The sequence below is a fragment of the Pseudoalteromonas fuliginea genome (assembly GCF_000690055.1).
Lineage (GTDB): Bacteria > Pseudomonadota > Gammaproteobacteria > Enterobacterales > Alteromonadaceae > Pseudoalteromonas > Pseudoalteromonas fuliginea.
Genome location: NZ_JJNZ01000028.1, coordinates 33,007 through 59,166 on the forward strand (window position 1 = coordinate 33,007; position 26,160 = coordinate 59,166).

The 26,160-nt window shown below is 37.9% G+C and carries 26 protein-coding genes; 12 read left to right on the top strand and 14 right to left on the bottom strand.

Annotated elements, in window-relative coordinates; all coding sequences use genetic code 11:
* Positions 1–451 precede the first annotated feature (451 nt).
* Positions 452–1,276, top strand: a complete 825-nt coding sequence (locus DC53_RS10835; RefSeq protein WP_033029597.1) for an alpha/beta fold hydrolase — start codon at positions 452–454, stop codon at positions 1,274–1,276.
* Between the two features lie 424 nt (positions 1,277–1,700).
* Here the strand turns inward: DC53_RS10835 and DC53_RS10830 are convergent, their stop codons facing one another.
* The 6 genes from DC53_RS10830 to DC53_RS10805 all read right to left on the bottom strand — a co-directional run bounded on the left by DC53_RS10830 (position 1,701) and on the right by DC53_RS10805 (position 8,558).
* Positions 1,701–2,660, bottom strand: a complete 960-nt coding sequence (locus tag DC53_RS10830; RefSeq protein ID WP_002960874.1) for a sugar-binding transcriptional regulator — start codon at positions 2,658–2,660, stop codon at positions 1,701–1,703.
* A gap of 248 nt (positions 2,661–2,908) precedes the next feature.
* Complete coding sequence (locus DC53_RS10825) at positions 2,909–3,910, bottom strand: ABC transporter ATP-binding protein (RefSeq protein ID WP_033029599.1); 1,002 nt, start codon at positions 3,908–3,910, stop codon at positions 2,909–2,911.
* A gap of 10 nt (positions 3,911–3,920) precedes the next feature.
* Positions 3,921–4,751 carry a carbohydrate ABC transporter permease gene (locus DC53_RS10820; RefSeq protein WP_002960878.1) on the bottom strand — a complete coding sequence of 277 codons (831 nt, stop codon included), beginning with the start codon at positions 4,749–4,751 and terminating at the stop codon, positions 3,921–3,923.
* Positions 4,752–4,753: 2 nt separating this feature from the next.
* Positions 4,754–5,626 carry a carbohydrate ABC transporter permease gene (locus tag DC53_RS10815; RefSeq protein WP_007377153.1) on the bottom strand — a complete coding sequence of 291 codons (873 nt, stop codon included), beginning with the start codon at positions 5,624–5,626 and terminating at the stop codon, positions 4,754–4,756.
* A gap of 146 nt (positions 5,627–5,772) precedes the next feature.
* Positions 5,773–7,077 carry an ABC transporter substrate-binding protein gene (locus DC53_RS10810; protein ID WP_007377152.1) on the bottom strand — a complete coding sequence of 435 codons (1,305 nt, stop codon included), beginning with the start codon at positions 7,075–7,077 and terminating at the stop codon, positions 5,773–5,775.
* A gap of 152 nt (positions 7,078–7,229) precedes the next feature.
* Complete coding sequence (locus DC53_RS10805) at positions 7,230–8,558, bottom strand: hypothetical protein (RefSeq protein ID WP_007377151.1); 1,329 nt, start codon at positions 8,556–8,558, stop codon at positions 7,230–7,232.
* 529 nt (positions 8,559–9,087) lie between these two features.
* Here DC53_RS10805 and DC53_RS10800 point away from each other — a divergent pair.
* The 5 genes from DC53_RS10800 to DC53_RS10780 are packed head-to-tail and all read left to right on the top strand — an operon-like array spanning position 9,088 to position 14,684.
* Complete coding sequence (locus DC53_RS10800) at positions 9,088–9,471, top strand: response regulator (RefSeq protein WP_007377149.1); 384 nt, start codon at positions 9,088–9,090, stop codon at positions 9,469–9,471.
* Between the two features lie 13 nt (positions 9,472–9,484).
* Positions 9,485–10,390 carry an AAA family ATPase gene (locus tag DC53_RS10795; RefSeq protein WP_033029601.1) on the top strand — a complete coding sequence of 302 codons (906 nt, stop codon included), beginning with the start codon at positions 9,485–9,487 and terminating at the stop codon, positions 10,388–10,390.
* 6 nt (positions 10,391–10,396) lie between these two features.
* A complete protein-coding gene (locus DC53_RS10790) occupies positions 10,397–11,383 on the top strand; it encodes a DUF58 domain-containing protein (protein ID WP_007377147.1) in 987 nt (328 codons plus the stop codon).
* Positions 11,383–13,353: a transglutaminase TgpA family protein gene (locus tag DC53_RS10785; RefSeq protein ID WP_033029604.1), complete on the top strand. Its 1,971-nt coding sequence runs from the start codon at positions 11,383–11,385 to the stop codon at positions 13,351–13,353. The genes DC53_RS10790 and DC53_RS10785 overlap by 1 nt, the downstream gene beginning before the upstream one ends.
* Before the next feature lie 8 nt (positions 13,354–13,361).
* Positions 13,362–14,684 carry a Na+/H+ antiporter family protein gene (locus DC53_RS10780; RefSeq protein ID WP_033029606.1) on the top strand — a complete coding sequence of 441 codons (1,323 nt, stop codon included), beginning with the start codon at positions 13,362–13,364 and terminating at the stop codon, positions 14,682–14,684.
* A 273-nt stretch (positions 14,685–14,957) separates the two neighbouring features.
* On the opposite strand, the gene DC53_RS10775 is transcribed toward DC53_RS10780, so the two are convergent.
* From DC53_RS10775 to DC53_RS10765, 3 genes are read right to left on the bottom strand one after another with little or no spacing between them, the layout of a single operon-like run.
* Complete coding sequence (locus DC53_RS10775) at positions 14,958–15,389, bottom strand: acyl-CoA thioesterase (protein ID WP_002960891.1); 432 nt, start codon at positions 15,387–15,389, stop codon at positions 14,958–14,960.
* A gap of 5 nt (positions 15,390–15,394) precedes the next feature.
* Positions 15,395–16,213 (bottom strand): M23 family metallopeptidase, encoded by an 819-nt coding sequence (locus DC53_RS10770; RefSeq protein ID WP_007377144.1) that lies wholly within the window; start codon positions 16,211–16,213, stop codon positions 15,395–15,397.
* Positions 16,206–17,063: a 6-carboxytetrahydropterin synthase gene (locus DC53_RS10765; RefSeq protein ID WP_002960893.1), complete on the bottom strand. Its 858-nt coding sequence runs from the start codon at positions 17,061–17,063 to the stop codon at positions 16,206–16,208. The genes DC53_RS10770 and DC53_RS10765 overlap by 8 nt, the downstream gene beginning before the upstream one ends.
* 203 nt (positions 17,064–17,266) lie before the next feature.
* Between DC53_RS10765 and fabA the strand changes: the two genes are divergently transcribed.
* A complete protein-coding gene (fabA, locus tag DC53_RS10760; protein WP_002960896.1) occupies positions 17,267–17,782 on the top strand; it encodes a bifunctional 3-hydroxydecanoyl-ACP dehydratase/trans-2-decenoyl-ACP isomerase in 516 nt (171 codons plus the stop codon).
* Between the two features lie 65 nt (positions 17,783–17,847).
* Here fabA and rmf read toward each other — a convergent pair whose 3' ends face one another.
* Positions 17,848–18,018, bottom strand: coding sequence for a ribosome modulation factor (gene rmf / locus DC53_RS10755; protein WP_002960897.1), 171 nt, complete (start codon positions 18,016–18,018; stop codon positions 17,848–17,850).
* A gap of 410 nt (positions 18,019–18,428) precedes the next feature.
* Between rmf and acuR the strand changes: the two genes are divergently transcribed.
* From acuR to DC53_RS10740, 3 genes are all read left to right on the top strand, one after another.
* Complete coding sequence (gene acuR, locus DC53_RS10750) at positions 18,429–19,064, top strand: acrylate utilization transcriptional regulator AcuR (protein ID WP_033029609.1); 636 nt, start codon at positions 18,429–18,431, stop codon at positions 19,062–19,064.
* Between the two features lie 49 nt (positions 19,065–19,113).
* Positions 19,114–20,106, top strand: a complete 993-nt coding sequence (acuI, locus tag DC53_RS10745; RefSeq protein WP_033029611.1) for an acrylyl-CoA reductase (NADPH) — start codon at positions 19,114–19,116, stop codon at positions 20,104–20,106.
* 72 nt (positions 20,107–20,178) lie between these two features.
* Entirely contained in the window at positions 20,179–20,595 is a 417-nt protein-coding gene (locus DC53_RS10740; protein ID WP_007377141.1) for a VF530 family protein, read from the top strand.
* Positions 20,596–20,693: 98 nt separating this feature from the next.
* Here the strand turns inward: DC53_RS10740 and DC53_RS10735 are convergent, their stop codons facing one another.
* Positions 20,694–21,125 carry a DUF3859 domain-containing protein gene (locus DC53_RS10735; protein WP_033029613.1) on the bottom strand — a complete coding sequence of 144 codons (432 nt, stop codon included), beginning with the start codon at positions 21,123–21,125 and terminating at the stop codon, positions 20,694–20,696.
* A 206-nt stretch (positions 21,126–21,331) separates the two neighbouring features.
* Here DC53_RS10735 and DC53_RS10730 point away from each other — a divergent pair, with 206 nt between their 5' ends.
* Both DC53_RS10730 and DC53_RS10725 read left to right on the top strand, forming a co-directional pair.
* Positions 21,332–22,336 carry a YHYH protein gene (locus DC53_RS10730; RefSeq protein ID WP_033029616.1) on the top strand — a complete coding sequence of 335 codons (1,005 nt, stop codon included), beginning with the start codon at positions 21,332–21,334 and terminating at the stop codon, positions 22,334–22,336.
* Between the two features lie 13 nt (positions 22,337–22,349).
* Positions 22,350–22,880, top strand: a complete 531-nt coding sequence (locus DC53_RS10725) for a hypothetical protein (protein WP_033029618.1) — start codon at positions 22,350–22,352, stop codon at positions 22,878–22,880.
* A gap of 106 nt (positions 22,881–22,986) precedes the next feature.
* Here the strand turns inward: DC53_RS10725 and DC53_RS10720 are convergent, their stop codons facing one another.
* The 3 genes from DC53_RS10720 to DC53_RS10710 form a co-directional block, all read right to left on the bottom strand.
* Complete coding sequence (locus DC53_RS10720) at positions 22,987–24,804, bottom strand: protein kinase domain-containing protein (RefSeq protein WP_033029620.1); 1,818 nt, start codon at positions 24,802–24,804, stop codon at positions 22,987–22,989.
* Positions 24,805–25,002: 198 nt separating this feature from the next.
* On the bottom strand, positions 25,003–25,452 hold the full coding sequence (locus DC53_RS10715; RefSeq protein ID WP_033029622.1) for a hypothetical protein: 450 nt from the start codon (positions 25,450–25,452) through the stop codon (positions 25,003–25,005).
* Between the two features lie 21 nt (positions 25,453–25,473).
* A complete protein-coding gene (locus tag DC53_RS10710; protein WP_033029624.1) occupies positions 25,474–26,133 on the bottom strand; it encodes an NADPH-dependent FMN reductase in 660 nt (219 codons plus the stop codon).
* Positions 26,134–26,160: the final 27 nt, after the last annotated feature.

A 26,160-nucleotide genomic window follows, 5' to 3' on the forward strand; every position in this document is an offset into this window, starting at 1 on the left:
AAACAGTAGGGCGGTTCACTGTTTTTATTTATAGCTTACTAAAAACTTAAATTGTAATTTTCAAAGCGCTAATATTTATTTAGCGCTTTTGTGTATATGAACCTTTAATTTATTTAAACTTGTAAAAATCCTTTAATAAGAATAATTACTTCAAATTATTCCTTTAAAGTATTAGCAACTTCGCTTTTGTAATTGTTGCAAATATAAGAGCAAACGTTTCACACTTCTTAAAGTGGTTTAACAATCACAATTATCAAACTCTATAATAATAAAAAACAAATAAACTTATTTAGCCTAAAGCCCAGGTATCACAAGGGTTTGACTTTAAATTATTATAATTTTTTAATAACTAATAAATGCTCATCTTGGGATGGAATTTGCTTTATAAGGCTATATTCAAATTTTATAGTTTAATAAACATTATAATTTTTTAAATTAACGAGGCACAAGCATGAGCAAAACACAGTACGTTACAGTAGAAGGTCATCAAATTGCTTATCAAGAAATGGGACAAGGAACACCTTTATTATTGATACACGGTATTCCGACTAATAAATTTTTATGGCGAAATGTGATGCCAAAACTTGCATCAAAATATCGAGTAATAGCGCCTGATTTACTAAACTTTGGTGAATCTGATATGCCAATTAACACCGATGTTTCTATAAATGCGCAATGTAGAATAATGTGTAAGTTTATGGAAGAACTCGGTATTTCTAAAGTTAATATAGCTGCACATGATATTGGTGGTGGTGTTGCTCAATTAATGGCTGTAAATCATCCAGATAAAGTAAACGGGTTGGTTTTACTTGATAGTGTATGTTTTGATTCTTGGCCAATACCAGAATTTGAACCTTTACTAGAACCAGGCGTAGAAGAAAAAACATCTGTAGATGAATTTGTTGATACATTAAGAGATTTCATGCCCAAAGGCGTTTACGACTCGAACGTAATGACTGAAGAGTTGATGAAAATATACTTAACACCATGGAGTAATGAAAAAGGAAAAGCCGCTTTATTTAGTAACATGCGCAGGCTCAATAAAGAATATACCGAAGCTATTACAGGCGATCTTAAAAGCTTACCTCATGAAACACTCATAATATGGGGTAAAGAAGACGAGTTTCAAAAGCCAAAGTATGCACCAATGTTAGAAGAAGCAATTCCAAATTCGTCATTGGTTTGGATAGATAAAGCCGCACACTGGGTTGTAGACGAACATCCAGATAAAGTGTCTGAGCTTATTAGTGAATTTATGAATGATAAAACATTCTAGTGAATTACCAGGTTTGTTAAAAAAGCTTTTTATTTCAATATGTTAGGTTTTATTGAGTAAAGTAGCGATTAGACAATCATTGTAATACCGCTTGATTATATTAATAACCAAGCGGTATTTTTATATGTTTAAGTAACAAATAGCGTAAAGTGGCAAAAACATTAATTTTTAAAATAAGTAGGTTAATGCTTATTAAACAGTCAAAATATCGCGTTTATACGTTAATTAATGAAGGTGAGTAACTTGGTTATGTATTTATTTATGCTATTTAACATAATATAAATTATAGGTAGTTAATGTATATATATAGAAAGAGCGCTTAAATGCGCCCTTGCTATGTCCAATACTAGACGGTATCGGACATTAAGTGATTTTATTACAATAACAGGTATTATTAATACAGATAATTTATTTCTCAATTTGTTTAATCAATACTTAATAAACGCTCAGCTGTATATTCGTTAGTGATTAATCCACTGATCATGTTTGACCTTACTGCGCCCAAAATGGCTAACACTTTTTCTTCACCAGCAGCTATCGCATAAATCTGTTTGTTAGCATTTGTTTTTAATGGCGTACTTGCTACACGCTGATTAACTGTGCAATCTAAAAGCTTACCGTTTTTATCAAACACCCAACTAATCATTTCACCAACAGCACCAAGATCTTGTAACTCTTTAAGTTCTTGCGCATCAATAAAACCATCTATATGTAATGGCGACTTTTCACCTAAGCTACCAATACCCACAAATGTTACATCGGCATCTTTAGCGAGTTTTAAATTACCGGTAATATTTTGTTGTGCGTGTAACTGTTCTTTTTCTTCAATGCTTCTGGGTAAAACTGGCAATGGCATTGGGTAATGTTTTGCATTGGTGTGTTCGGCCATTCTTACTACAACATCATAAGGTGAAGCCGATCCATCCAAAGCCATATTACCTAGCATGGCTACAATTTTATGTTGCGGACAATCGACGGTTCTTAGTTCATCTACACATGAACGTAAAACTCGACCGGTTCCCATAGCAAGTACTTTGGGTTGTTCTGATTTTAAATGACGTTCTATTTCTGCCGCGCCAGCTTGAGCCAAACCTAATGTAGATGATGGTTCAGATGGATCGCTCGGTACAACTTCACACGAATCTAACCCAAAACGGCTTTTTAATTTTTCGGCCAAATCCATACATTTAGCAATCGGGTGGTCAAGTCTAACTTTAATTAATCCTTGGCTCACAGATAATGCGACCATTCTTTGTGCAGATTGGCGAGATATATTTAGCTTTTTAGCAATTTCATCTTGTGTGTTACCGCCAACATAATATAACCACCCTGCTCTGGCTGCATCATCTAGCTTTCTAATTTCTGTATTTGATAGCTTTACCACGTAAACCTCTTAAAATAGAAGGAAAACTAAGTCCTTATTTTCATTACATAATTTCAATTATATGTGCTGCTATATAAATTATTTTATTAATTTTGGAGTATCTATTTATTAATAACGTTTTTGTTATTTATAGTTATAAATATACCATTCCTTAATAAAAAATACCTAGGTTTCATAGGATTATGTAATTAGAATTTAGTTAATAGCACCATTATAAAGGTGCTATTTAAGGTAATTAAAGATTGGCTCTAGCGAATTGTTAAACCGTTATTATCAAACTTTAATACTTTATCAGCCGGTGCGCTTAGGTAAATACTGTCGCCATATTTTAACGGACAATCACCATCTGCTTTTACTGTTACGGTCCCTTTGCCTTCAATATTTATATGTAAAAAGCTCTCCGATCCTAAATGCTCAATTACACCGACAGTACCAGCCCACGTTCCTTGCTCAGTAGAGAGTGTTATATGCTCTGGTCGTATACCAATACAACTAACATTCGCATCTTCATTTTGTGGAGCATCTATAAAGTTCATTTTTGGAGAGCCAATAAAACCAGCTACAAATTTGTTTACTGGGTTTTTATAAAGCTCTAAAGGTGTGCCTACCTGTTCAATAATACCGGCATTAAATACCGCGATTCTATCTGCCATTGTCATAGCTTCAACCTGATCGTGCGTAACATAAGTCATTGTTGTAGCTAAACTTTTATGTAATTCAGATATTTCTAAACGCATATTTACACGTAGTGACGCATCAAGGTTTGAAAGCGGTTCATCAAATAAAAATGCCGAAGGCTGACGAACAATTGCGCGCCCTATCGCTACACGCTGGCGCTGACCACCCGATAATTGCCCAGGCTTTCGGTCTAAATAATCGGTCAAATTAAGAATTTTAGCGGCGTTAGCAATTTTACTTTCGATTTCTGCTGGGCTAACTTTGGCTCTTTTTAAAGGGAAAGCAATATTGTTACGCACTGTCATATGCGGATACAACGCGTAGGATTGAAACACCATTGCTAAGCCTCTTTTTGCAGGCGGTGTTTTTGTAGCGTCAATGCCGTCAATTTCTATATTACCACTGGTGGTATCTTCAAGCCCTGCGATCATACGAAGTAATGTTGATTTACCACAGCCTGATGGCCCAACAAATACGATAAACTCACCGTCTTTAATTTCTAGATCGAGTGGTTTAATTACGTTAACTTCATCAAAGTTTTTAGTGACTTGTTTTAGTGTGATGCTGCCCATGTGTATTCTCCTATTTTACTGCGCCGAAACTTAATCCACGCACTAATTGTTTTTGACTAAACCAACCAAGTATTAAAATTGGCACAATGGCCATGGCAGATGCTGCCGATAACTTAGCGTAAAATAACCCCTCAGGGCTTGAGTAACTGGCAATAAATGCCGTTAAAGGTGCAGCATTTGCAGCGGTTAAAATAAGTGTCCAAAATGCTTCGTTCCACGACAAAATTACATTTAACAATAGCGTTGAGGCTATACCCGGTAAGGCTATTGGTAATAGAACATGGAATATTTCTTCACCAATTGTTGCGCCATCCATACGTGAAGCTTCAAGTATTTCGTTTGGTATTTCTCTAAAGTAGGTGTACAGCATCCATACCATTATTGGTAAGTTAATGAGTGTCATTACAATCACTAAACCTAATTTTGTATCGAGTAGCGCAAAGTCTCGAAACAATAAATAAATCGGAATAAGTACCCCTACTGGCGGTAACATTTTGGTTGAAAGCATCCACATTAATAAATGCTTTGTTTTTTTAGTTTGTACAAAAGCCATAGACCAAGCTGCAGGTACAGCAATTAATAAACCCAGCAAACTTGAACCTAACGATATAACCACAGAGTTCCAAAAATGGTTAAAGTATGGCGAACGTGACAGTACATCGCGGTAATTTTCGAGCGTCCAATCAAACGCATATAAGCTTGGGCTTGCTGAAATTGCTTCAGCTTCCGTCTTAAAGCTGGTGATTAACGTCCATAAAATTGGAAAGAAAATCATGCCGCTTATTGTCCATGCAGCAATGGTATAAATTAGTTTGGAACGACGGCTATCTTTTATAGTCATAATTAACCCTCCAAGTTTTTGCCAATTAAGCGCATTAAAAATATAGCGACTATATTTGCAATAATAACTGCAACTATGCCCCCTGCCGAACCGCCACCTACATCAAATTGAAGTAGTGATTGCGTGTAAATTAAGTACGTAATATTGGTCGACGAATAACCAGGGCCGCCACTAGTTGTAACTAATATTTCAGCAAAGATTGACAGTAAAAATATAGTTTCGATTAAAATAACAGCGGTTATAGCGCGCGATAAGTGCGGCAAAACGATGTAAAAAAACTTACTAAATGGCCCAGCTCCATCTAAATCAGCCGCTTCTAATTGTTCACGGTCTAATGATTGTATTGCTGTTAGCAGTATTAATGCTGCAAATGGTAACCACTGCCAAGACACAATTATGATGATTGAAAATAACGGCATTTGAGCAAAAAAGTCGATAGGTTCAAAGCCAAGCCAAATTGCAAAGTGTGCAAATAAGCCATTAACTGGGTTCATTAGCATATTTTTCCATACCAATGCCGACACAGTTGGCATTACAAAAAATGGGGCTAGTACCATAATGCGAACGTAATTTCGTCCCCATATTGCTTGGTCTAGTAAAATAGCTAAGCCAATACCACCACATATAGTGATAAGTAAAACCCCAGTTACTAGATAAAGCGTGTTAAAAAATGATTCAAAAAAAGCCGGATCAGTTAGGAAAAATTCATAGTTTAAAAAGCCTACAAACTCTTTATCCCCAGGAACGAGTAAGTTGTAATCAATAAATGAAAAATACAGTGTCATACACAGCGGAACTATCATCCAAGCAAGTAATAAAATTACACTAGGAAGAAGCATAAACCGAGCAAGCGTGCGCGAGTTAGTTGTTGCCATAAAGGTGACCTTAAAAAAGCCAATTCTATTTACTTGTTAACTATCAAGTGAAAATCAGAAACCCTTGATAGTGTTTATAACTAACAAGTAAATAGAATTGACATAAAATATTGGGTAAGTTTGAGTACTTACCCGCCCATTACATGCTATTTAGGATAGCGAGCTTTACGCATTGTTCGCTCAACGAGGTGCTGAGACGTACTAAGTGCTTGCTTAACGGTCATTTGGCCAGTTAATGCTGCTGAAAATTGTTGCCCAACAGCTGTACCAATTCCTTGAAACTCAGGAATAGCAACAAACTGAATACCTACATAAGGCACCGGTTTAACGGTTGGATTTTTAGGATCTGCAGATTGAATAGAATCTAAGGTAATTTGCGCAAACGGTGCTGCGTCCATGTACTTTTGATTACTGTAAAGTGATTTACGTGTACCTGGCGGTACTTTTGCCCAACCTTTTTTGTCGGCTACAAGTTGAGTGTATTCTTTAGATGTTGCCCAGCTAATAAATTTCATTGCGGCATCTGGTTTTTTGCTGCTTGCCGGTACGGCTAAAGTCCAAGACCATAACCAGTTACCGCGTTTACCTAGGCCATTATCTGGCGCAAGTGCAAACCCTACTTTATCGGCAACTTCTGAATCTTTTTTGTTAGTAACAAATGCGCCTGCAACGGTTGCATCAATCCAAATACCACATTTTCCGGTTTGAAATAGTGCAAGGTTTTCATTAAAACCGTTTGCAGATGAACCAGCAGGACCAGATTCTTTCATCACATCGACATAATACTGAAGGGTATTTTCCCACTCTGGGGTATTAAACTGAGGTTTCCAATTTTCATCAAACCAACGCGCACCAAACGAATTAGCCATGGATGTAATAAGCGCAACGTTTTCGCCCCAACCTGCTTTACCACGTAGACAAAGGCCATAAACACCTTCTTTTTTATCTGTCATCGCTTTAGCAGCTTTGCGTATAAAGTCCCATGTTGGGGCTTTAGGCATAGTCAGCCCTGCTTTTTCCATTAAGTCAGTGCGGTACATAACCATTGAGCTTTCGCCATAAAATGGCGCAGCATAAAGTTTGTCATTAATCGTTAAACCGCTTCGAATTGCCGGAATTAAATCGTCTAAATCGTAGTTTTCACCTAAATTATCCAGCTCTTTTAGCCAATTTTGCTTGCCCCAAATTGGTACTTCATAAGTACCTATGGTCATAACATCGTATTGGCCGCCTTTTGTTGCAACATCGGTTGTGACACGTTGGCGAAGAATGTTTTCCTCTAGAGTGACCCATTTTAGATCTATATCCGGGTTTTGGCTGGTAAAGTCACTGCTTAATTCTTTCATGGTGATCATGTCACCATTGTTAACAGTCGCTATTGTAATTGTTTCTTTTGCCGCAGCGCCCATGCTTATAAAGCCACACGCGAGCATAATTAATTTATTTTTCATCGGGTATTCCCCATACACGTTATGTTTTAACAAGTGCTATTAAATTTCAATCTATTACCAATTCTATTTATGGCAGTTTTAACGCATAAAACTGCCCGCAAAGTGCCTTTTTAGGTCCTTTGTTTAAATAGTTAGACTAGTTGGATAATGATTTAAAATTTAACAGATATTTCAGAAGTGAAGCCGTCAAATCCTTTACCGATTTGTCCGCCCGAATTAACACCTTCTTCTTGGTTAACATACTCAACTTTTAAAAGCGTTTTATCGTTAAACCAGTAACCTGCGGCTACTTGAATACGCTCTACTGTGTTGTCTGTTTGTTCAATTAAGTCGGAAGTGTTTTCGGCTTCTGCATAACGAGCCGCTACATATAGTTTTTTAGGGATTAGATATTGTTGTGCTTCAAACACGAAGTACTCAACCGATGAGTCGCCTTCTATTACACTGTTTGAATCAAAAGTAGTGCCATTTTCATCAGCTATGCCGTTTGTACCAAAGTAGGTAATACCGGCAACTGCATTACCAGCGGCATCTGCAAACGTGTAGTCATCAGATGATTTACCAACCATAAAAATTAAGCTAGTTTCGTCAGATGGTTGATAAGCTAAGTTAAGCTGGATGATTGATTGCTCAAGCCCTGGCATTGCGCCAACGTGAGTGTCACGCTCATTCGAAGGTGACGCTGAGAAATTATAGTTTTCACCATCGCCAAAGCGATAGTTTGTTGTGGTTACACCATCAAGACTTGCTACGCCATTTTCAAAACGTAACTGGTCGCCTTGATTCGCTTTTAATAAGTTTAAACCTGCTTTAAAGCCACCTTCAAATTCTAAAGTACCTTGAAGTCGGTAGTTATAACCTCTGTCTTCTTGAAATGCTTCACCGAAACTTGAAGTCGTAATGTGACCTGTGACATTATACGCACGTACTACACCACTATCGAAAGTTTCGCTGTAACTTAGCTGTGCACCGTTTTCTGCGGTTGCGTAATCGGTAATACCATTACCAATAAGAGCATTACTTTGGTTATCTGCGCCGTCTTGAAAACCTTTAAATTGAAAAGGCGATCCACCAATGTTACCTAAACGCAGTGTTAAATTTGCGTTTTCTTTTGGTGTGCCATAAAGGCCTAGTAAGTCAAATTCAACACCTGCAAAATCGTTGTGAAATGAAAAGTCACGATCTTCACCACCAAAGTCATTAGGCTCTTCTGCAATATCTATATCGGCAGTAATGAACTCGTTAATATGAAATTTAAGCATTAGATTTGCTCTAATACGGCCAAATCCTGATTCTTGTTCTTCATCTTCTGGACGAAATGCACCGTCTTTAGCCTGAATTGACTGAAAGTTTTGCATTAGTAAAAAGTCTACGTCAACGCGATCTAAATATTCAGAAATATCAGCCTGTGCTGGAGCCGATGTAGCCATAGCTGCCGCTATGAGAGAAATTGCAAATTTAGTCTTTTTATTATTCAACATAATAAGCTCTTTATTGAGTGTGGTGTGTGATGCCAACTTTATTAAATTGCATATTCATTTAATGAAATTGGTATTAATTCAGTGTGTATAGATGAGGCCAATTGAGCAAAACATTAAATAGTTAATGAAATTGCACTTGTGGGCATAAGCTCATCTGGTGAGCATAATCACAGAATGAATTTAGAAGGTCAACGATTTTTTATTACAAAACGTTTACAAAAAATCGAATTTATATGTAAATATTTTTGAATCAATAAGTTAAGTAGCAAATTTGTTACATCAAATTTTGAGGAAATAAGGTTCTGGATTAAGGAATTTGTTGTAGATACATCATTATTGCTCAATACAATTCATGTAAACATAAGTTAGTAGAAAATATAAAAGCAGGTGATCCTTTTAAAATAGGCTGTTGGTCAGACCTATAAACTGTTTATTTATTAGTGTTTTTTAAGTAACGTTCTTGAGCTTATGAAGGGGTTAGCTTAGTATTAAAGCACTTAGATGTATTCAAAATAGAAGTAACCTACATATGGAATTTGTTCGCCCGCTAGAGCCCATCCTCATCATTGACGATGTTAAAGAAATACGTGATTACCTAAACCAGATTTTAACCGAACTAGGTTATGAAGATATTTTAGAAAGTGTAGACTTTAGTTCAGCTAAACCGGTTATTGATGAAAAATCGCCTAATGTAATATTTTTAGATGTAGATTTACCTGACTCTGATGGCACAGATATCCTAGAGTTTATTAATATTACCTACCCTCACGCACACGTTGTAATGTGCTCTGGTCATAACAGTTTTGAAAATGTGCAAAACACGTGGGAGCTAGGTGCTAAAGGGTTTATTGCGAAACCATTTAATGCAAAAAAAGTAGACACCGTAATGAAGCGCCTCGAACTAATAGAATAATAATAAGGTTAGCATGCAAAGTACTGTTACTGCGATTATAGAAGATCTTTCGAGTGTTATATTTGGTAAACAACAACAAATAAAACTGGCACTTACATGCTTATTTAGCGAAGGGCATTTACTCATTGAAGATTTGCCAGGTATGGGGAAAACCACTCTTTCTCATGCATTGTCAGCTGTGTTAGGTTTATCGTATCAGCGTATACAATTTACCAGTGATCTTCTGCCTGCTGATATTCTGGGTACTAATGTATTTAACTCTACCGAGCACAGTTTTACGTTTCATAAAGGCCCTATTTTTAGCCAAGTTGTTTTAGCTGATGAAATAAACCGTGCTGGCCCTAAAACACAAAGTGCGTTGCTTGAAGCAATGGAAGAACAACAAGTAACAGTTGATGGAAAAAAATATACGCTGCCAAATCCATTTTTTGTGATTGCAACACAAAACCCGCTTTATCAATCAGGTACCTACCCGTTACCTGAGTCGCAATTAGACCGATTTTTAATGCGCATTAGCTTAGGTTTTCCTCCTAAAGAAGCCGAAAAACGCTTAATTTTGAATATGCAAAAACGAGATTACAGTCAGTTACCTAAGCGTATTGACCAACAAGAGTTAGCGGCAATTCAAAGCCAGATAAGCCAAATTACTTTAAGTAGCCCGGTTATTGACTACATTATAGAGCTTGTTAATTACACACGCACAAGCAACGCTTTTGCTGCATCGTTATCACCTCGAGCCAGTATGGCTCTGGCTAAAGCGGCTAGGTCGTGGGCCTTTATTGATGGTCGTGATTTTGTAATGCCAGAAGATGTTCAAGCCGTATTTGCAAGTGTGTGTCAGCATCGATTAGGTTTGCATAATGAGTCAGGTGAAGCGCAAGTAAACGATATTTTAAAAAACATATTAGTTCCGGTATAAATTTTTATGCCAAAAAAAACAGCTAAGCGCCCTTCTTTATTTAAGTCATTTAAGCAAAGTGTATTTAATAAGTTATTAAAAAATAAACATTTAAAAAACTCAATTACACTTGAACACAGAACAATTTATGTATTGCCATCATCCCTAGGTTGGTACTTTGTAATTGTGGCAATTTTAAACTTTGTGATGGGCATTAATTATCAAAATAATTTAATTTTAATAATGTCTTATCTTATGTTTGTGGTGATGATTATTGCTGTATTAATGGGCTACAGTAACGCTAAAGGCTTAACAGTTAAATTTAAAGATGCATTTAGTAGCTACGCTCCTCAAAAACCGAGTATTGTATTTGAATTACAAAGCCCTTCTGTTACCCAATCTATTAATTTAACATATCAAGGTAGTGAGCAAACTCACAAACATACCGGCCAAGTTGATAGTAAACCTCAGTTACTTACACTCAACTTACCCTACAGCTCACGCGGTAAGTACTCAGTGCAACGTATTAAAATAGCGAGTAACTATCCCTTTGGCTTAATAACTGTTTGGAGCTACATTCAATTACAAGAAGGTGTATTTGTATATCCGTCGCTTGAACAAGTACACAGTGATGCGCATGTTTCTATGCTTGATGAGCAAGCCGATAAAGGTATTTCTACACAATCTGGTAGCGAAGAGTTTGAGTCTCTTATCCCACATTTACCAGAGATGGGCTTGCAAAGAGTGTCGTGGAAGCATTACGCAAAAACACAGCAGTTGTTAGTTAAAGAGTTTGTAGACTTTAAAACAGCAAATGCGCTTCTCGATTTTACGTTAATGAATGGAGATACAGAGCAGCGCTTAAGCCAGTTATGCTTTTTAGTGTGTGAAGCAACCGAAAAAAACACCCCTTTTATGTTAAAGCTACCGAATAAAACAATAAATACAAATACCGGACAGCAACATAAGCAGCAATGCTTAGAATTATTATGCTCATTTAATGGTGATGTGTAATGGACATACTTAAAAACGAAAAAGTAATAAATTATTCGCTGTCTTTTATATATGCATGTTTGATTGTATTTTTTGTATCACATTTACCGCTTGTTTTTGTTGGTGTACTTTCACTTATTTGTGCCTGGAATTTTTACATAACGCTGTGTAATAAACCAAAGCCAAATACTTGGCTGGCAAATATACTCGCAGGTGTGTCATTAGGTTTAATGCTCTACACAGTAGGCATGTCGGATACGGTTATTTTATTTGTGGCCATGCTGCTACTTGCTAGTTTATTTAAGCTGCTGCAGGCTAAAACCAAAAAACACTATCATGTAATTACAACGCTTACGTTTTTTTCACTCTCATCGGTGTATTTATTTAACCAAAGCATTTTAACGACTTTAACTGTAAGTAGTTTATACATATTAAACTTTGCAGTACTTGGCCTACTCGAGTCCAAACATAATTTAAAAATAGCCTCTAAACAAAGCGGTAAACTGCTACTTTTAGCGCTTCCTTTAGCTATATTTTTACTGCTTTTTTTACCAAAAATGTCCGCCTTTTGGCAGCTTCCTGGGCCTAAGCTTGCTAAAACAGGGCTTTCTGAACAAGTCGATCCATTCGATATTGCAAAGCTTTCAAACTCAGATGAACTTGTGTTTAGAGCTAAATTTAATGAAGAAAAACCTGTAGCGCCTTATTATTGGCGAGCAATAGTCCATGATGAGTTTAATGGCAATGCGTGGCTTACGTCTGACTTTTTAAAATATAATAATGTAAAAACAAATACGCAGAGCGAAAATGATGAGCAACTTATTGCAAGCTACTCAGTTATTACAGAGCCTGCTACACAAAAATGGCTCTATGGTTTAGCCTATTCCAGTAGTAACTCACAAAATGTTGAAGGTAATTCGCTAGGTTTATTGCGTAAAAAAAGTCGCCAAGCTAAAAACTTACAATACGATGTAAATAGCTTTAACTTCACAACTTTACCGCTTGGCGAATTTGAAGAAAAACGCTACAAATACCTCGCTTATAAAAAGAATGTAAAAACATCATCACTTGCTAAAACCTTAAAGCAAAATACACACTCTGATCGCGATTTTTATAACCGCTTATTACAATACTTTGCAGGTACGGGATTTACTTACACATTAACTCCCACGCCTATGAGCGGCGATAACACCATAGATCAATTTTTATTTGAAAACCAACGTGGCTTTTGTGGCCACTATGCCAGTGCCGCCGCGTACATTTTTAGAACCGCAGGTATACCCGCTCGACTAGTAAGTGGCTATTTAGGCGGTGAATTAAACCAAGATAATAATACGCTCACTGTTCGCCAGTACGACGCACATGCATGGGTAGAAGTATATTTACAAAACGAAGGTTGGGTTATTTTTGATGCAACTGCTGTTGTCGCACCAGAGCGTTTAAATGGTTCACTTTCGCAAAACGAAGAGCTGAATGACGAATTTAAAAGTAACCTTGATTTTGGTTTCGTGAGTTTAAGTAGTTTCCCCGCTATTAATTGGTTAAGGTTAGAACTTGAAAATCTCGATTATCAATGGTCTAGCTGGGTACTTGGTTTTGACGAAGAAAAACAAAATGATTTTTTAAAATCAATTTTTGGTAGTAAAAACATTTGGCTTGTACCATTAATGGTTTTACTAACAGCTGGTTTTTGTTTTATAGGTTATTTTATTTATTTAAACTTACCAAAACGCCCAGCTAAATTAGCGCCTATGGTTAAAGAGTTTTATGAAGTAAAAGCATGGGCTAAAAAACAAAAAATAAATACACCCGATAATTTAACACCGAGTCAGCAGTTAGACTTTTTTGCTGGTCAACTTCCTCATTCTGCACAATCTATAAACACTTTTAGGCAGTTATTTAACCAAGTACGCTATGGTAAAAAACCTTTTACGAAAGAGCGTAAAACTCAGGCTAAAGATCTGATAAAATTAATTAAAATTTCCAAATAGAGAATACTATGAATGCTGTTGTTATAGGCGTTATTTTAATGCTCGGGCTATCTCTGGCTCGCGTTAACGTCATTGTTGCCATGATAATAAGCGCGTTAGTTGCAGGTCTTACTGCAGGCTTGGGTATAAAAGAAAGTGTTGATGCATTTAACTCTGGCCTTTCTGCCGGAGCTGAAATTGCACTAAGTTATGCCATGCTCGGCGCGTTTGCCGTTGCGATTTCTAAGTCGGGTTTAACACGCATTCTCGCTGATAAGTTACTTGCTAAAGTAAATACTAAAGGCAGCGGGAATGAAACGTTTTTAAGTTACTTCATTTTATTAATTATTTTAGGTTGTGCGATTTCTTCGCAAAACTTAGTACCCGTACACATAGCGTTTATTCCTATTTTAATCCCGCCGTTACTCGTTGTTTTTAATCAGTTAAGATTAGACAGGCGTGCTATAGCGTGTATTTTAACATTTGGGTTAGCAACGTCTTACATGGTGCTACCTTATGGTTTTGGCGGTATTTATTTATACTCTATTTTGCACAAAAACCTGGTCGATAACGGCTTAGAGATTGTAAATACACAAGTTCCTATGGCGATGATAATTCCTGCATTAGGTATGTTTGTTGGATTACTTATTGCGGTATTTATTACCTACAGAAAACGTCGTGAATACACCGAGCTCCCATTAACAACTGTGAGTAAATCAGCTGAAGTCGAAAACCCTAGAAAAGTAATGATTGTCGGGCTTTTTGCAGTACTTGCCTCCCTTGTTGCACAAAACCTAAGTGGCTCAATGATTTTAGGTGGCTTAGTAGGTGTAATGATATTTAGTGTTTTCGGTGTAGTTAAGTGGGAAGAAAACGGCGACGTATTTAGTAAAGGCGTTGCGATGATGGCCATGATTGGCTTTATTATGATATCGGCACAAGGTTTTGCATCGGTTATGCAAGCCACTGGCGATGTAGCAAGCTTAGTACACAGCGCAGCCGCCCTTTTTGATGGTAATAAACCCCTTGCTGCCGGTGTTATTTTGTTAGTCGGGTTATTAATTACAATGGGAATTGGCAGTTCGTTTTCAACAGTGCCTATTATTGCAACTTTGTTTGTTCCTTTATGTTTAGACCTTGGCTTTTCTGTTATGGCTACCGCTGCACTTGTTGGTACTGCGGGCGCTTTAGGTGATGCAGGCTCCCCTGCTTCAGATTCAACGCTTGGCCCAACATCGGGTTTAAATGCCGATGGCCAGCACGACCATATTAGAGACTCTGTTATTCCAACGTTTATTCACTTTAACATTCCGCTGCTAATATTTGGCTGGATTGCAGCAATGGTGCTTTAAGATGTATTTATATAAGTGTTAATAAATGTGATTAAAAGCTAAATATAACTAAAAAGGTATATTAAAAGCATACCTTTTTAGTATCCAAATCCAGCAACTCACACCCCTATCAATTCCCCCCAGTTTGATTACTTTCTCTTAGTTAATACTAGCTCTGTTGTTGAGGTTATACTTAATGAATATTTAGTATGATGTGTTCTTTTAATGGTTTTATATAAGCACCAATTAAGGTGCTTATATAAATTTACTTTAGCGTATATTCAAAGCTTTAAGTTAATCAAAACCATAAATCATTTTGTCGCATACTACCGGAGTCGGTCTGTGGTTATCATCAACTGCAACAAACGTAAAGCTGCCACTAATGGCTGAATGCTTATCGTCTTTGTGCATAGTTTCTAATAATATATCTACATCAACTTTTAAGCTGGTGTTACCTACATGCACTACTTTAGCTATTAACTCTGCAAAAGTACCTGCTGGTATGGCCTCTTTAAAGTCGACTCTATCAGAAGATATAGTTACCAAAGGCTTACGGCAAAAACGAGTCGCTGCTATAAATGCCACTTCATCCATCCACGCCAGTGCATCACCACCAAATAAAGTATTGTGATGATTAGTACGCCCTGGAAACACGGTTTTAGTTACCGATGTGGTTGAGTCTTCAATACGCTGAGCAATTATTGCATCGCGATTTACGTCAGTCATAATCTCTACTTTTTGTTTGCTAATGTATCTTGCATTAGTAATGCTGGATCAAGGCGTTCGCCTTTCCAGTTAAAACGCCAATCTAGGTGAGGACCCGTTACACGCCCTGTTGCACCAATTTCAGCCACTTTGTTACCTTGCTCAATTTTATCACCCACTTTTACATCAAGCTTACTTAAGTGAATGTAAGTTGAGGTAATACCATGGCCATGATCAATAATTAATGTACCGCCTGAGTAGTATAAATCAGGTTCAGCAAATACCACGGCACCACTAATAGGCGCGTAAACAGGAGAGCCTGTTTTATTGGCAATGTCTAAGCCAAAGTGCGGACGACGTGGCTCGCCATTAAAATAGCGCTGACTGCCGTAAACACCCGATATGCGCCCTTCTGCAGGCTTTAAAACAGGGTCTAAAAAGTACAATAAATCAGACTCTACTTCTCTCGCTTTTCGCACAGCAACTGCTTCGCGGCTTATACGCGCACTAACCTCTTTTGGTGGAGATACATACTTTTTAGCTACGCCGGTAATTTTATCAATTTTATATTCGCGCTTAGTGATAGCTATTGATTGTGAATGCGATTTACCATTGTTATCTACCCATTTTAAAGTATGAGTAGTTTCAGCGTCACGCCCAAAACCAAATACAAAATCACCCTTTGGTGAAAGTTTTAAGCTTTTGCCATCTAAGCTTACTGATTTAGCGTTTTCTAGCTTTCCAGTAACTAAACCGCCTTGTGTTAAATGTCCTTTTAACTCAAGCGCCATAGCACTAAAGCTAGCAGAGGCAACAAGCGCTGTTGCTAAAAGTGTTTTAAACATAACTAATCGATCCTTTTCCAACACCTTCATAAGCGGTCACTTTCACTGCTTTTTCTGGGTATTGGGCTTTAATTTGGCCAGCTACATGTTCAGCAATACATTCTACAGTAGTATCTACTGGCAAAATGTCGCAACGAGACTCGCTAATAGCCATTTCAAAATAGCCTTGTGCCGATGTATAAGCAAAACATACATCACCAGCTTTGGCTGGTATGTGTTTTAAATCAGCTGCGTTAATTTGATCTTCACTGGTGGCTAAGTAAATATCTTCCCACTTTTGAGACCATTCTTTTTGCAAGCGCGGCATAGAGATACCATCTAGGCTAATACCAATTTGAGAACGATGCCCATGAATAATACGCTGGCAATTACCGTCATGCTTTTTAAGGCCATGGCTGTAATGATAGTAAAAACTTTGGCTATGTTCAGGCTTAAGAGACAGCTCAATTTTTTCAATGTTATCTGGTAGCTTCGGTAAAATAGTCGCAATTAAAAATTCGGTAACCGATTCAACAGTTACTTCGTCTGCGTTAATCATGCAATAAGCTTGATGAGGAGCGCTCATAGCTAAGTGATTATTTTCACCAAATGTACAGTCGAGTGTTTTATGCTCGTCAAATTCAGATACAGTGCCATTAAGCCCTGTAGGAATTGCTAAACGGTGATCAATACACTCATCTATAATGCCTTTAATTTGCTTTTTAACTAAACCAAAGTCTAAAACCATAGACTCTTCGTTAAGTTTACCGTGCAAAGTTAAATCAACAATCCAGCTCTCGCCAACGGCGCCGCGTTTGTTACATAAGTAAGAAAAATCAATCACAGTTAGTGAGTTAACAAAAAGGATCATAAACTTCCTTTAGACTGGTTATAAGACAGCGTTAATTATAATGATTTCTGATTGTAATTGCGCGGTTTTATAGTGCAAAAACCAATCGCGCTGATTGATTGATGATTTAATATGCAATATTTTGATTTTTTAACTGCTCCGAGTTGTTTAGCGTACAAGTGTACGCTAAAGTACTTGGCAATTTCTAAGCGAAGATAAGTGTTATGGAACCTAAAAATAGCTATACAAAAGAAGAGTTGATCCTGTGTGGTCAAGGTGAAATGTTTGGTGAAGGTAACTGCCGTTTACCAAGTGACAACATGTTAATGATGGATCGCATTACCTCTATTACTGCTGATGGCGGTATTCATGGGAAAGGCGAAATTGTTGCTGAGCTTGATATTGACCCTAGCCTTTGGTTTTTCGATTGTCATTTTAAAGGCGACCCAGTAATGCCAGGTTGTTTAGGCTTAGATGCTATGTGGCAACTAGTTGGTTTTTACTTAGGTTGGTCTGGTGGCCCTGGTCTTGGCCGTGCGCTAGGTGTGGGTGAAGTTAAATTTACTGGCCAAATTTTACCAACTAATAAAAAAGTAACTTACCGCCTTGTAATGAAACGCGTAATTAAACGTAAATTGTTCATGGGTGTTGCAGATGGCACTGTAGAAGTAGATGGCCGAGTAATTTACGAAGCTAAAGATTTAAAAGTGGGCTTGTTCCAAGACACTAGCGCGTTTTAATTTTTAAATGCGTACAAAAAGGCCTCCAACGTGGAGGCCTTTTTGCTTAAATTCGATTATTGATTTTAGGTTTTGTACATGTTGCGGTTTTCAATCGCTTCACGCCAACCTCCTAACCACTCTGATTTGGGATCTACTTGTTGATAAGGGCATAGCTCTTTTGAGCGACCTGCTAAACCTGCTTTAAAACCTTGAGAATGAGCTCTTTCTAAACGATCTCTTTTCTGTCTCTTCATCGGTAATATCCTCACCTTTTTTATTTATATATTGTGTAGCATTAGTGAAATCTACATTTAATGAATAGTTAATAAAAATGTAAAATTCAAATCATAAAAGCAATTAAATTGTTTGACTTTAACTAAGCTGCTGATGCAAAAATGAATTAACATTTAAAAAAGTAAGTGGTCATACAACATTCAATTTGACCGGTTTTATGCTAAATAAAATGCGACTCAATAATCGCTAAAAAGCACTTATGTGCTTTAATTGTGACCGACTAATATAGACTAAGTTCCAAACAAAAATGTAATCGTGACACTTTTATTTCATTAATCTTAAATTAGTAGCACGCCCCTAACTTGAAGTATTTTTAAACAATTTGAATTTATACTTGATTATTTAAAGTCGACCGGTCTAATATGTGTGCATGAACAAAAATACATCAACACCAATACGCCGTGGTCGCCCACCTAAAATAGCCAGAGAGAACGCCGATACCAAAGCGTTACTTATTCGCACAGGTCTAGAAACATTAACTGAATTTGGCTTTAGCGCCACGGGGCTCGATACTATTTTAAAAAAAGCGGCTGTACCTAAAGGCTCCTTTTATCATTACTTTAAAAGTAAAGAAGCCTACGGCATTGCGTTAGTTGATGCATACGACAGTTACTTTATTGCCAAGCTTACCCACTACCTGCAACAAGAAGATGTTCCCCCACTTGAGCGGATCGTTAATTTTACCCAAAGCGCAATTAAAGGGATGAAAAAATACGATTACAAACGTGGGTGTTTAGTAGGTAACTTAAATCAAGAGCTTAACCATTTAAGTGAAGAGTTTAAAATCAGGTTAATGCAAAGCTACACCGCTTGGCAAAACCAGGTAGAGGTTTGCTTAAATCAAGCTAAACAACAAGGCACAATTGCAAGCCATGTAAATACAAAACTTATGAGTGAGTACTTTTGGATTGGTTGGGAAGGTGCGGTAATGCGCGCCAAGCTCACAAAATCAAATACTCCACTTACTTTATATACAGAAATGTTTTTACGCGCATTATTAACCTAATGCGTTTTTATTTACCAATTAAAAGACGATCGGTCTAAAAGGATATCCCATGAGTAACCCAATTAAAGCCATTGTTATTAATAAAGAAGATAATAACTACAGCGCCTCATTATCGACTATCGAAAATAGTGATTTACCAAACGAAAACGTCTCTATCGACGTGCTATACAGTACACTTAACTATAAAGATGGTTTAGCAATTACGGGGAAAGGCCCCGTTGTACGCAGTTTTCCTATGGTGCCAGGTATCGATTTAGTGGGTACGGTTACAAATTCCACCAGCGATGAATTTAAAAATGGCGATAACGTAATATTAAATGGCTTTGGTGTAGGCGAAAAATATTGGGGCGGGCTTGCTCAAAAAACGGCACTTAATAGCGATTGGCTAATCCCCTTGCCTGCAGGTATCTCTCCAAAACAAGCGATGCAAATAGGTACAGCTGGTTATACCGCTATGCTAAGTGTTATAGCACTTCAAAAACAAGGCATTACGCCTGAATCTGGCGAAATACTGGTAACTGGTGCCAATGGTGGCGTAGGCAGCTTTGCTATTTATTTATTAAACCAGCTTGGCTACAACGTAACAGCAGCTACGGGTCGATTAGATCAAAGTGAATATTTAAAAGAGTTAGGTGCTAAACAAGTAATTGACAGAAACGAGCTTTCAAGCCCGGGTAAGCCTTTGCAAAAAGAGCGCTTTGCAGCGGCAATAGATTCTGTAGGTAGCCATACACTTGCTAATATTTGTGCATCATTAAAGTATGGGGGTGTAGTAACGGCCTGCGGACTTGCCCAAGGCATGGATTTACCTGCCTCAGTTGCCCCATTTATACTACGTGGTGTGTCACTAATAGGCATTGATAGCGTAATGCGCCCTAAAGCCGACAGAATTGAAGCGTGGGATCGTTTAGCTAAATTAGTAAACGCTGATTACTTAGATAAAATTTCGACTGAAATTTCACTAGAACACGTAATTGATAACGCAGAGCTACTAATGCAAGGCAAAATTCGCGGTCGTGTTGTAGTTAATTGTCAAAGTTAAGCTATTTACTCTGTTAAAGCCTCGTTATTAAATTTATAATGCAATTTGTATTTTAATAACGAGGCAACACCTATGAGCAACCAAGAACTTTTCAGTAATAACCCACTGCAAGGCGTTAAATTAGAACAAGTGGTTGAAGAGCTGGTTGAACAATACGGGTGGGAGCTCCTACACGCTTATTTACAACTTAACTGCTTTAAAAACAATCCTGATATAAAGTCAGCGGTTAAATTTTTACGTAAAACACAATGGGCACAAGAAAAAGTAGATAACTTTTACCTTTATCGCCTTAAAAACTTACCTAAGCCTGATGATGTTCAATACGAATTACCGCCACGTGATCGCGTGATCCCAGCTGATCATAAACCGGGGGAGCCGTGTGAACTTAGTTTTGTTGATGCTAAACGTATTATAGAAAAAAAAGCATCAAAGCAACGTGCTCGCGATCGTAAACAACGCTCTAACTCTAGTAACCCTTGGGGTAACTAAACACGCTAATTTAATTTTGTAGAGCTATTTTAAATGGCTCTACAATTCTCTTTTATTAATTTTTATTACATCCACACCATATAGCTAACAAATAGAAATCAATACCCTCGGTTTTTCCAAAAATCTGTTTCAGTACGCTCTGCCTCTAATGCCACCTTAAAAGTTTTATCAGCAATAATTTTCCCATTTAGCTCAATAGTCATACGCCAATCACCCAATTTATTCTCTATTGGCAACCAAAGCGTGTCGCCTAAATAAAAGTTCCAATCACTGTTTTTAACGTATACATCGCCTTCAAAGGGGTCCATTACATCACCTTTACTGTCTGGTATATCTGGATGGTATATACAATAGTGAAGCTTTTCGCCTTTACCCTTTTTAATATTTACGATTAAGCCAAACTCAACATCTACCTCAGCTATTACATTTGTTGTAAATTGCTCTATTTGTGGCAATGCTTTACTTTCGCTGTCCCACTTAGAGTAAATACCGTGACTTTGTAACGTCACTTCAGGTTTTGTTTTAGCCATTAAGGTAACCTTTTATATTAGCTATTTTTGCATTAGTTTAACTTTTTGAAATTTTAAAATAAAACACAATCCAATAAAGTTAAATCTCAACTTAGCTTTAATACTTCGCCTATTTACATCATTGCTAATTTGTCATCATTGTTTACACACTATTTGCACAATTGCTGATTATTGTTTGAGTAACTTAATTGATCAGGTAAGCAGCAATGAAACTACACGCAGTTAATATTAAAAACTCAAATCGGGTAAATGCTATAAAGCTAAGCACCTTGGCTCTAGTTGTTTCATCGTTAGTTGCTTGTGGAGGTGGAGAAGGCATAGTTGATACCTCAACAACTACAGATTCATCTCAAAGTATCACAGATAACGGAACAAGTACGAGTAGCTCAACCGAAGGCGTGCTTTGTGAATATAGCTACAGTGAATATAACGAGTCAGAATCAGTACAAGCCACCAGCGCTGCAGATTGGTCATGCACAGGAACTACACGCGACTTAGTCGCTAATGGCATACCTGATCACGAAGTAGGTACATTCCCTAATGCCGATAACCCAAATACTATTTCTGAACAATCAGTAAATGAAAGCTACACACTTGAGCCTGTAGAAACAACACAAGCAACCATGCTTGGGGGGCCTCGTGGAATGATAGGCGTTGTACTTAACGGCATTAAAATAGACGCCGGCACAGGCGGAAGTTGCGATGATTCAGGCACCGATTGTGATTTAGGCGACAACAGCGGTAATTGGAATATAGAAGCCTTAAGCCAAGACACGTTTAGTTTTGGAACAGACGACAACAATGCACACGTACAACCCGATGGCACATATCATTATCATGGTATGCCTGAAGGCTTTGTAACACTGCGAGGTGGCAATAGCTCCACTATGACTCTAATAGGCTGGGCAGCAGACGGCTTTCCTATTTATGCACGTTACGGCTATGCAGACTCAAATGATGCGTCTTCAGCGCTAACCGTAATGACCGGCAGCTACCAACACATAACATCTGTAAGCGCAAACCGCCCTTCTACCGATATATACCCATTAGGTACATTTGCACAAGATTGGGAATACGTAGCAGACTCTGGTGATTTAGATGAATGTAATGGCCGCGTTGGCGTAACACCTGAGTTTCCTCAAGGGATATACCACTACTACGCAACAGACACTTACCCGTTTTTTCAACGCTGCGTTAAAGGCGAAGTTTAATTAGGAGTAAGTTATGCCTTATATGAAAAATTATCTGTTAAGTGTGACCACATTGGGCTTATTGAGCACATCAACATTAGCAAACGCGCATTTAATGGTTGCAGAGCACGGTACGCTGAATTTTGTTGATAATAACGTGTTTATTGTACTTTCAATCCCTATGTCGGCTTTTAAATGGGTTGATGAAAACAAGGATGGCAAAGTGTCAATAATTGAGTTTTACGCTCATAAAAAGCTAATAACTAAACGAGTTAAAAAGAACGTTTATTTAGCGGATCATCAGTATAAATTTACTATTGACGGACTTTTGCTAAACCCAGAAGCGTCGCATAAACATAAAAGCGACAATATAGACCAAGTAAGCATTACTGGGCGCTACTCTTTGCCAAGTAAACTAACCAAAGTTAACTTTAACGTTAAGCTATTTAGTAACAATGAGCACAAGCAGCATTATCAAATTACAGCGACTAATAAAACGCAAAAGCTAACTCATCAATTTGAGCTATCACCAACGTCGCCCTTTAGTAAGGTGTTTAATAATTAGTAATACTTACCTAAATAATTAAGTGGCAAAGAGTACAAGTTAAACCAATTTGTGCTCTTTTTTATCTTTGTCTTCTTATTTAACACTCTTTAGTGAAGGGTTCTTTCTATAAAGATACAAGCTTGGGGTTTTTAGGAAAGTAATGCTCTTGTTGCTGCTCACATAAACTAAACTCACGGGTGTTTTTATATGGGAGTTTCATAAAGCCCGCAACACCCACGTCCGTAATATTTACCGCGTATTGCATAAGTTTATTTAGCAAACGTTTAAACTCAATCTCTTTGCTCGAATCGAGTAAGCGGTAGTAATGGTGAATCTTCATTCTGTCGGGCAGCGCTTCAAAAATAATACACCCAGTATGATGAATTTGGTTAAGCTCAAATACGCATTTAATAACTTTTTTAGGTAGCTGTAGTTGCTCATCAGGGTCTTTACCGTCTTCAAAGTATGAATGCGGGCGGGTTATGTCGTTTGCTTTCATGCTTACAACTTCGTATTCAAGCTCTGGTAGGCTATCAAACTTAAATGCACCGGTGCCATCTCGCTCTAACTGAATAGTTTTACGGGCATCAAACAAACAACACTTAAATAACCCTTTTTGATTAATCGCTTGCGCAAGCATCACTATGTTATTAATCGCATCACTAAACGCATCACCCAATGATTCGTCATGCATAATTAAAGACGATTCGACAAACATTGACTCATCCTTCCAATGAAAACTAAGCCCACCTACTACAGGGTACTTAGCTAATCGGCTTATTGATGCCAAAAATGCTTTTTCGGTATCGCCTGTATCAAACAAAAACTCTTTATAATAGCGGTCAAGTTGCGCGTCGTTTATATCTAGTAATTGCTGGTTATGATCGGCTTGGCGTAAAAACTGTTTTCGTGAACTATATACAACCGTGTCGGGCTGCTCGTCGTTGCCATACCAAAAAGGGATATCTGCTTTTCTTTGTTTTTTATCAAGCTCAGGTAAATACATTTTGGCCATAGTTGTAATGTTACGCATAAAGTAATCACCAGCACCATCACGTATGGCCTTACTTTTAGACAGCATGCCATCAATCACCTTAGCCAGCTCTTTTGGGAGCCCTAAGCTGCTTGCAGGAATGGCTTGTGCACCAAAGCGACACGACTGCGCCGACGCAAGCGCATACAACGTAGCGGCTACACCTTGTTCGTCAAATCGTGGGGATGATTGCTCCCCCGACATTTGCGCTTCACCAATAAAGTACACATCGCCCATACGGGCATTCGTTGTGCTTAAATCGCCCGACATTAAATCCATAAAGTTACTCGCAACAGGGTTACCATCACTATCGAGCTGTGCATACACAGAGCTGCCCCAATCAACTAACGAAAGCGCGTCAGTGTTTGCATCCCAAACAAGGTTTGAAGGTTTTATATCGCCATGCACTATAGGTTGTGGGCTAATGCCATTTTTGTGGTTGCGTAAATCAATTAATACATTACGTAACCTAACAGCTAACGCCATTATTTGCGCTGCACTAAAGCGCCCTGTTTTAAGCGATACTTTTTCAAGGTCCTCTCCAATGGCGCGCGCCATCATTAAAATCCCTTGTTTTTTAATTCGCTCAAATGCATAAAAGGTAGGGACTAAGGGGTTATTAATTTGCGAAAGCATATACGCTTCGTCTTCTAGGCGGTCACGTACACTTTGGGCAAGTGTAATACGCGAAAACTTAAATACCCAAGGTAAGCCGTTATCGTCATCACCTGCAAACACAAAACCAAAAGCACCCGAGCCAATCATTTCAACGTTTTTGTAGCCCAGCAGCGTTAACTGCTTAATACAAATATTAAGCCACTGGCGGTGTTTTTTAGCATCGCGGTGCGAAAGCAAATAAACAGATTGCTCTTCGTTGATATAAAAGTTGCGGATTTCTTTGGCTTTCAATACAGGTACTCAAACTTATAAAACTAACCAATTATTAGTTTTATGTAATGAGATTACAATAGGTTAAATAAGAGTTTTGAAATCGTTGAATAAAACAGCGCTAAAGTAGCGCCATAGCAGTAAATTTAAGTGTAAACATTAAAGCTCAAAGTGAGCTTTTACAATGAACTGTATATAAATACAGTGCGCTGCTTTTTGCTAACTTTCTATAACACGAAGCTGCTTAACTGATGTCACATCTATGTGCGTTTGATAATAATATTTATTAGTGGCTCTTCCACGGCTCATAAAATCGATAGTTACTCGTTTAGCTTCGCCTATTACTTCTATTGTTTTATCAATAAAAAAGGTGTCTGCTGGTTGTCCGTATTTACTTTGAAGCTCTGCTACCACATTAGGCTGTATTGATACCGTAATTGAACGCCTGTCGCGATAATCAATTTCGGTATTTAAATATAACCAACGACCCTGAGCTCCCGCCGCTTTAATTTGAAACTGGTAAGTGCCAGCAACACCCTTCGGTGCACTTTGCTCAGTAAAAGCGATAAGGTTCATATTTGCAGCCGTACTTTGGCTCATTTCAATTTTATGGGGAACAGAACTACATGCACTAAGCGTTAGCACACTTAGTAAGGCTAGATATTTCAAGACACAATTAGTTAGCGGGTATTAAGGTGCATTGCGCTGAGAAGGATCTGTTTTAAAGCTCTTTAGCAAACTTTGCGGGTCAACCACCTCGGTATGCTCTTTAGCAGCCTGCGCCCACCATATTAGTTGGCCAAACGTGCGTGAGAAATAATTAAACCACGATGATTGACTCTCTCCTGCAACAGGTTTGCCATCCTCACTAAACACATTTTGCGCTTTTGGCACGTGGATCATCGCCGATACCGGCAAACAGCCAAGTTCAGATAAAAACGTGCGCATACTAATGGCCGCTCTTACACCACCCCACTGTCCTGCTGAGTAAGTTACTATTGCACTTGGTTTATACGAAAATAGTGAGCTACCAAAATGATTAAGCAAGTCAGCGAGAGCTGGACTCATACTGTGATTGTACTCAGGGCTAATCATTATATATCCATCTGCGGCTTTAATTTTATCAGCTAATAGAGTGAGCTCTGTAGGTGCATTACTTTTAGCGTATGCAAAGTATGGTTTAAACACGTTTTCGCTAGGAAAGTCCAACGCATCAATTAGCTCAAACTCATGACTGCCAAAATGCTCTGTTAAGCATTCTATACAAGTCCTAGAAACCCTTAAGCCTAAGCGAGCTGGTTCTGGTGGAGTGCTATCGCGTACTGTGCCTAAAAATACTAAAAACTTCATATGTAATTCTCAACTTTTTTAAACGAT

Bases quoted from the DNA above. Each gene is read 5' to 3' on its own strand.
- DC53_RS10835 (WP_033029597.1), top strand. From the start codon at position 452: ATGAGCAAAACACAGTACGTTACAGTAGAAGGTCATCAAATTGCTTAT.
- DC53_RS10825 (WP_033029599.1), bottom strand. From the start codon at position 3,910: ATGGGCAGCATCACACTAAAACAAGTCACTAAAAACTTTGATGAAGTT.
- DC53_RS10820 (WP_002960878.1), bottom strand. From the start codon at position 4,751: ATGACTATAAAAGATAGCCGTCGTTCCAAACTAATTTATACCATTGCT.
- DC53_RS10815 (WP_007377153.1), bottom strand. From the start codon at position 5,626: ATGGCAACAACTAACTCGCGCACGCTTGCTCGGTTTATGCTTCTTCCT.
- DC53_RS10810 (WP_007377152.1), bottom strand. From the start codon at position 7,077: ATGAAAAATAAATTAATTATGCTCGCGTGTGGCTTTATAAGCATGGGC.
- DC53_RS10805 (WP_007377151.1), bottom strand. From the start codon at position 8,558: ATGTTGAATAATAAAAAGACTAAATTTGCAATTTCTCTCATAGCGGCA.
- DC53_RS10800 (WP_007377149.1), top strand. From the start codon at position 9,088: ATGGAATTTGTTCGCCCGCTAGAGCCCATCCTCATCATTGACGATGTT.
- DC53_RS10795 (WP_033029601.1), top strand. From the start codon at position 9,485: ATGCAAAGTACTGTTACTGCGATTATAGAAGATCTTTCGAGTGTTATA.
- DC53_RS10790 (WP_007377147.1), top strand. From the start codon at position 10,397: ATGCCAAAAAAAACAGCTAAGCGCCCTTCTTTATTTAAGTCATTTAAG.
- DC53_RS10785 (WP_033029604.1), top strand. From the start codon at position 11,383: ATGGACATACTTAAAAACGAAAAAGTAATAAATTATTCGCTGTCTTTT.
- DC53_RS10780 (WP_033029606.1), top strand. From the start codon at position 13,362: ATGAATGCTGTTGTTATAGGCGTTATTTTAATGCTCGGGCTATCTCTG.
- DC53_RS10775 (WP_002960891.1), bottom strand. From the start codon at position 15,389: ATGACTGACGTAAATCGCGATGCAATAATTGCTCAGCGTATTGAAGAC.
- DC53_RS10770 (WP_007377144.1), bottom strand. From the start codon at position 16,213: ATGTTTAAAACACTTTTAGCAACAGCGCTTGTTGCCTCTGCTAGCTTT.
- DC53_RS10765 (WP_002960893.1), bottom strand. From the start codon at position 17,063: ATGATCCTTTTTGTTAACTCACTAACTGTGATTGATTTTTCTTACTTA.
- fabA (WP_002960896.1), top strand. From the start codon at position 17,267: ATGGAACCTAAAAATAGCTATACAAAAGAAGAGTTGATCCTGTGTGGT.
- rmf (WP_002960897.1), bottom strand. From the start codon at position 18,018: ATGAAGAGACAGAAAAGAGATCGTTTAGAAAGAGCTCATTCTCAAGGT.
- acuR (WP_033029609.1), top strand. From the start codon at position 18,429: ATGAACAAAAATACATCAACACCAATACGCCGTGGTCGCCCACCTAAA.
- acuI (WP_033029611.1), top strand. From the start codon at position 19,114: ATGAGTAACCCAATTAAAGCCATTGTTATTAATAAAGAAGATAATAAC.
- DC53_RS10740 (WP_007377141.1), top strand. From the start codon at position 20,179: ATGAGCAACCAAGAACTTTTCAGTAATAACCCACTGCAAGGCGTTAAA.
- DC53_RS10735 (WP_033029613.1), bottom strand. From the start codon at position 21,125: ATGGCTAAAACAAAACCTGAAGTGACGTTACAAAGTCACGGTATTTAC.
- DC53_RS10730 (WP_033029616.1), top strand. From the start codon at position 21,332: ATGAAACTACACGCAGTTAATATTAAAAACTCAAATCGGGTAAATGCT.
- DC53_RS10725 (WP_033029618.1), top strand. From the start codon at position 22,350: ATGCCTTATATGAAAAATTATCTGTTAAGTGTGACCACATTGGGCTTA.
- DC53_RS10710 (WP_033029624.1), bottom strand. From the start codon at position 26,133: ATGAAGTTTTTAGTATTTTTAGGCACAGTACGCGATAGCACTCCACCA.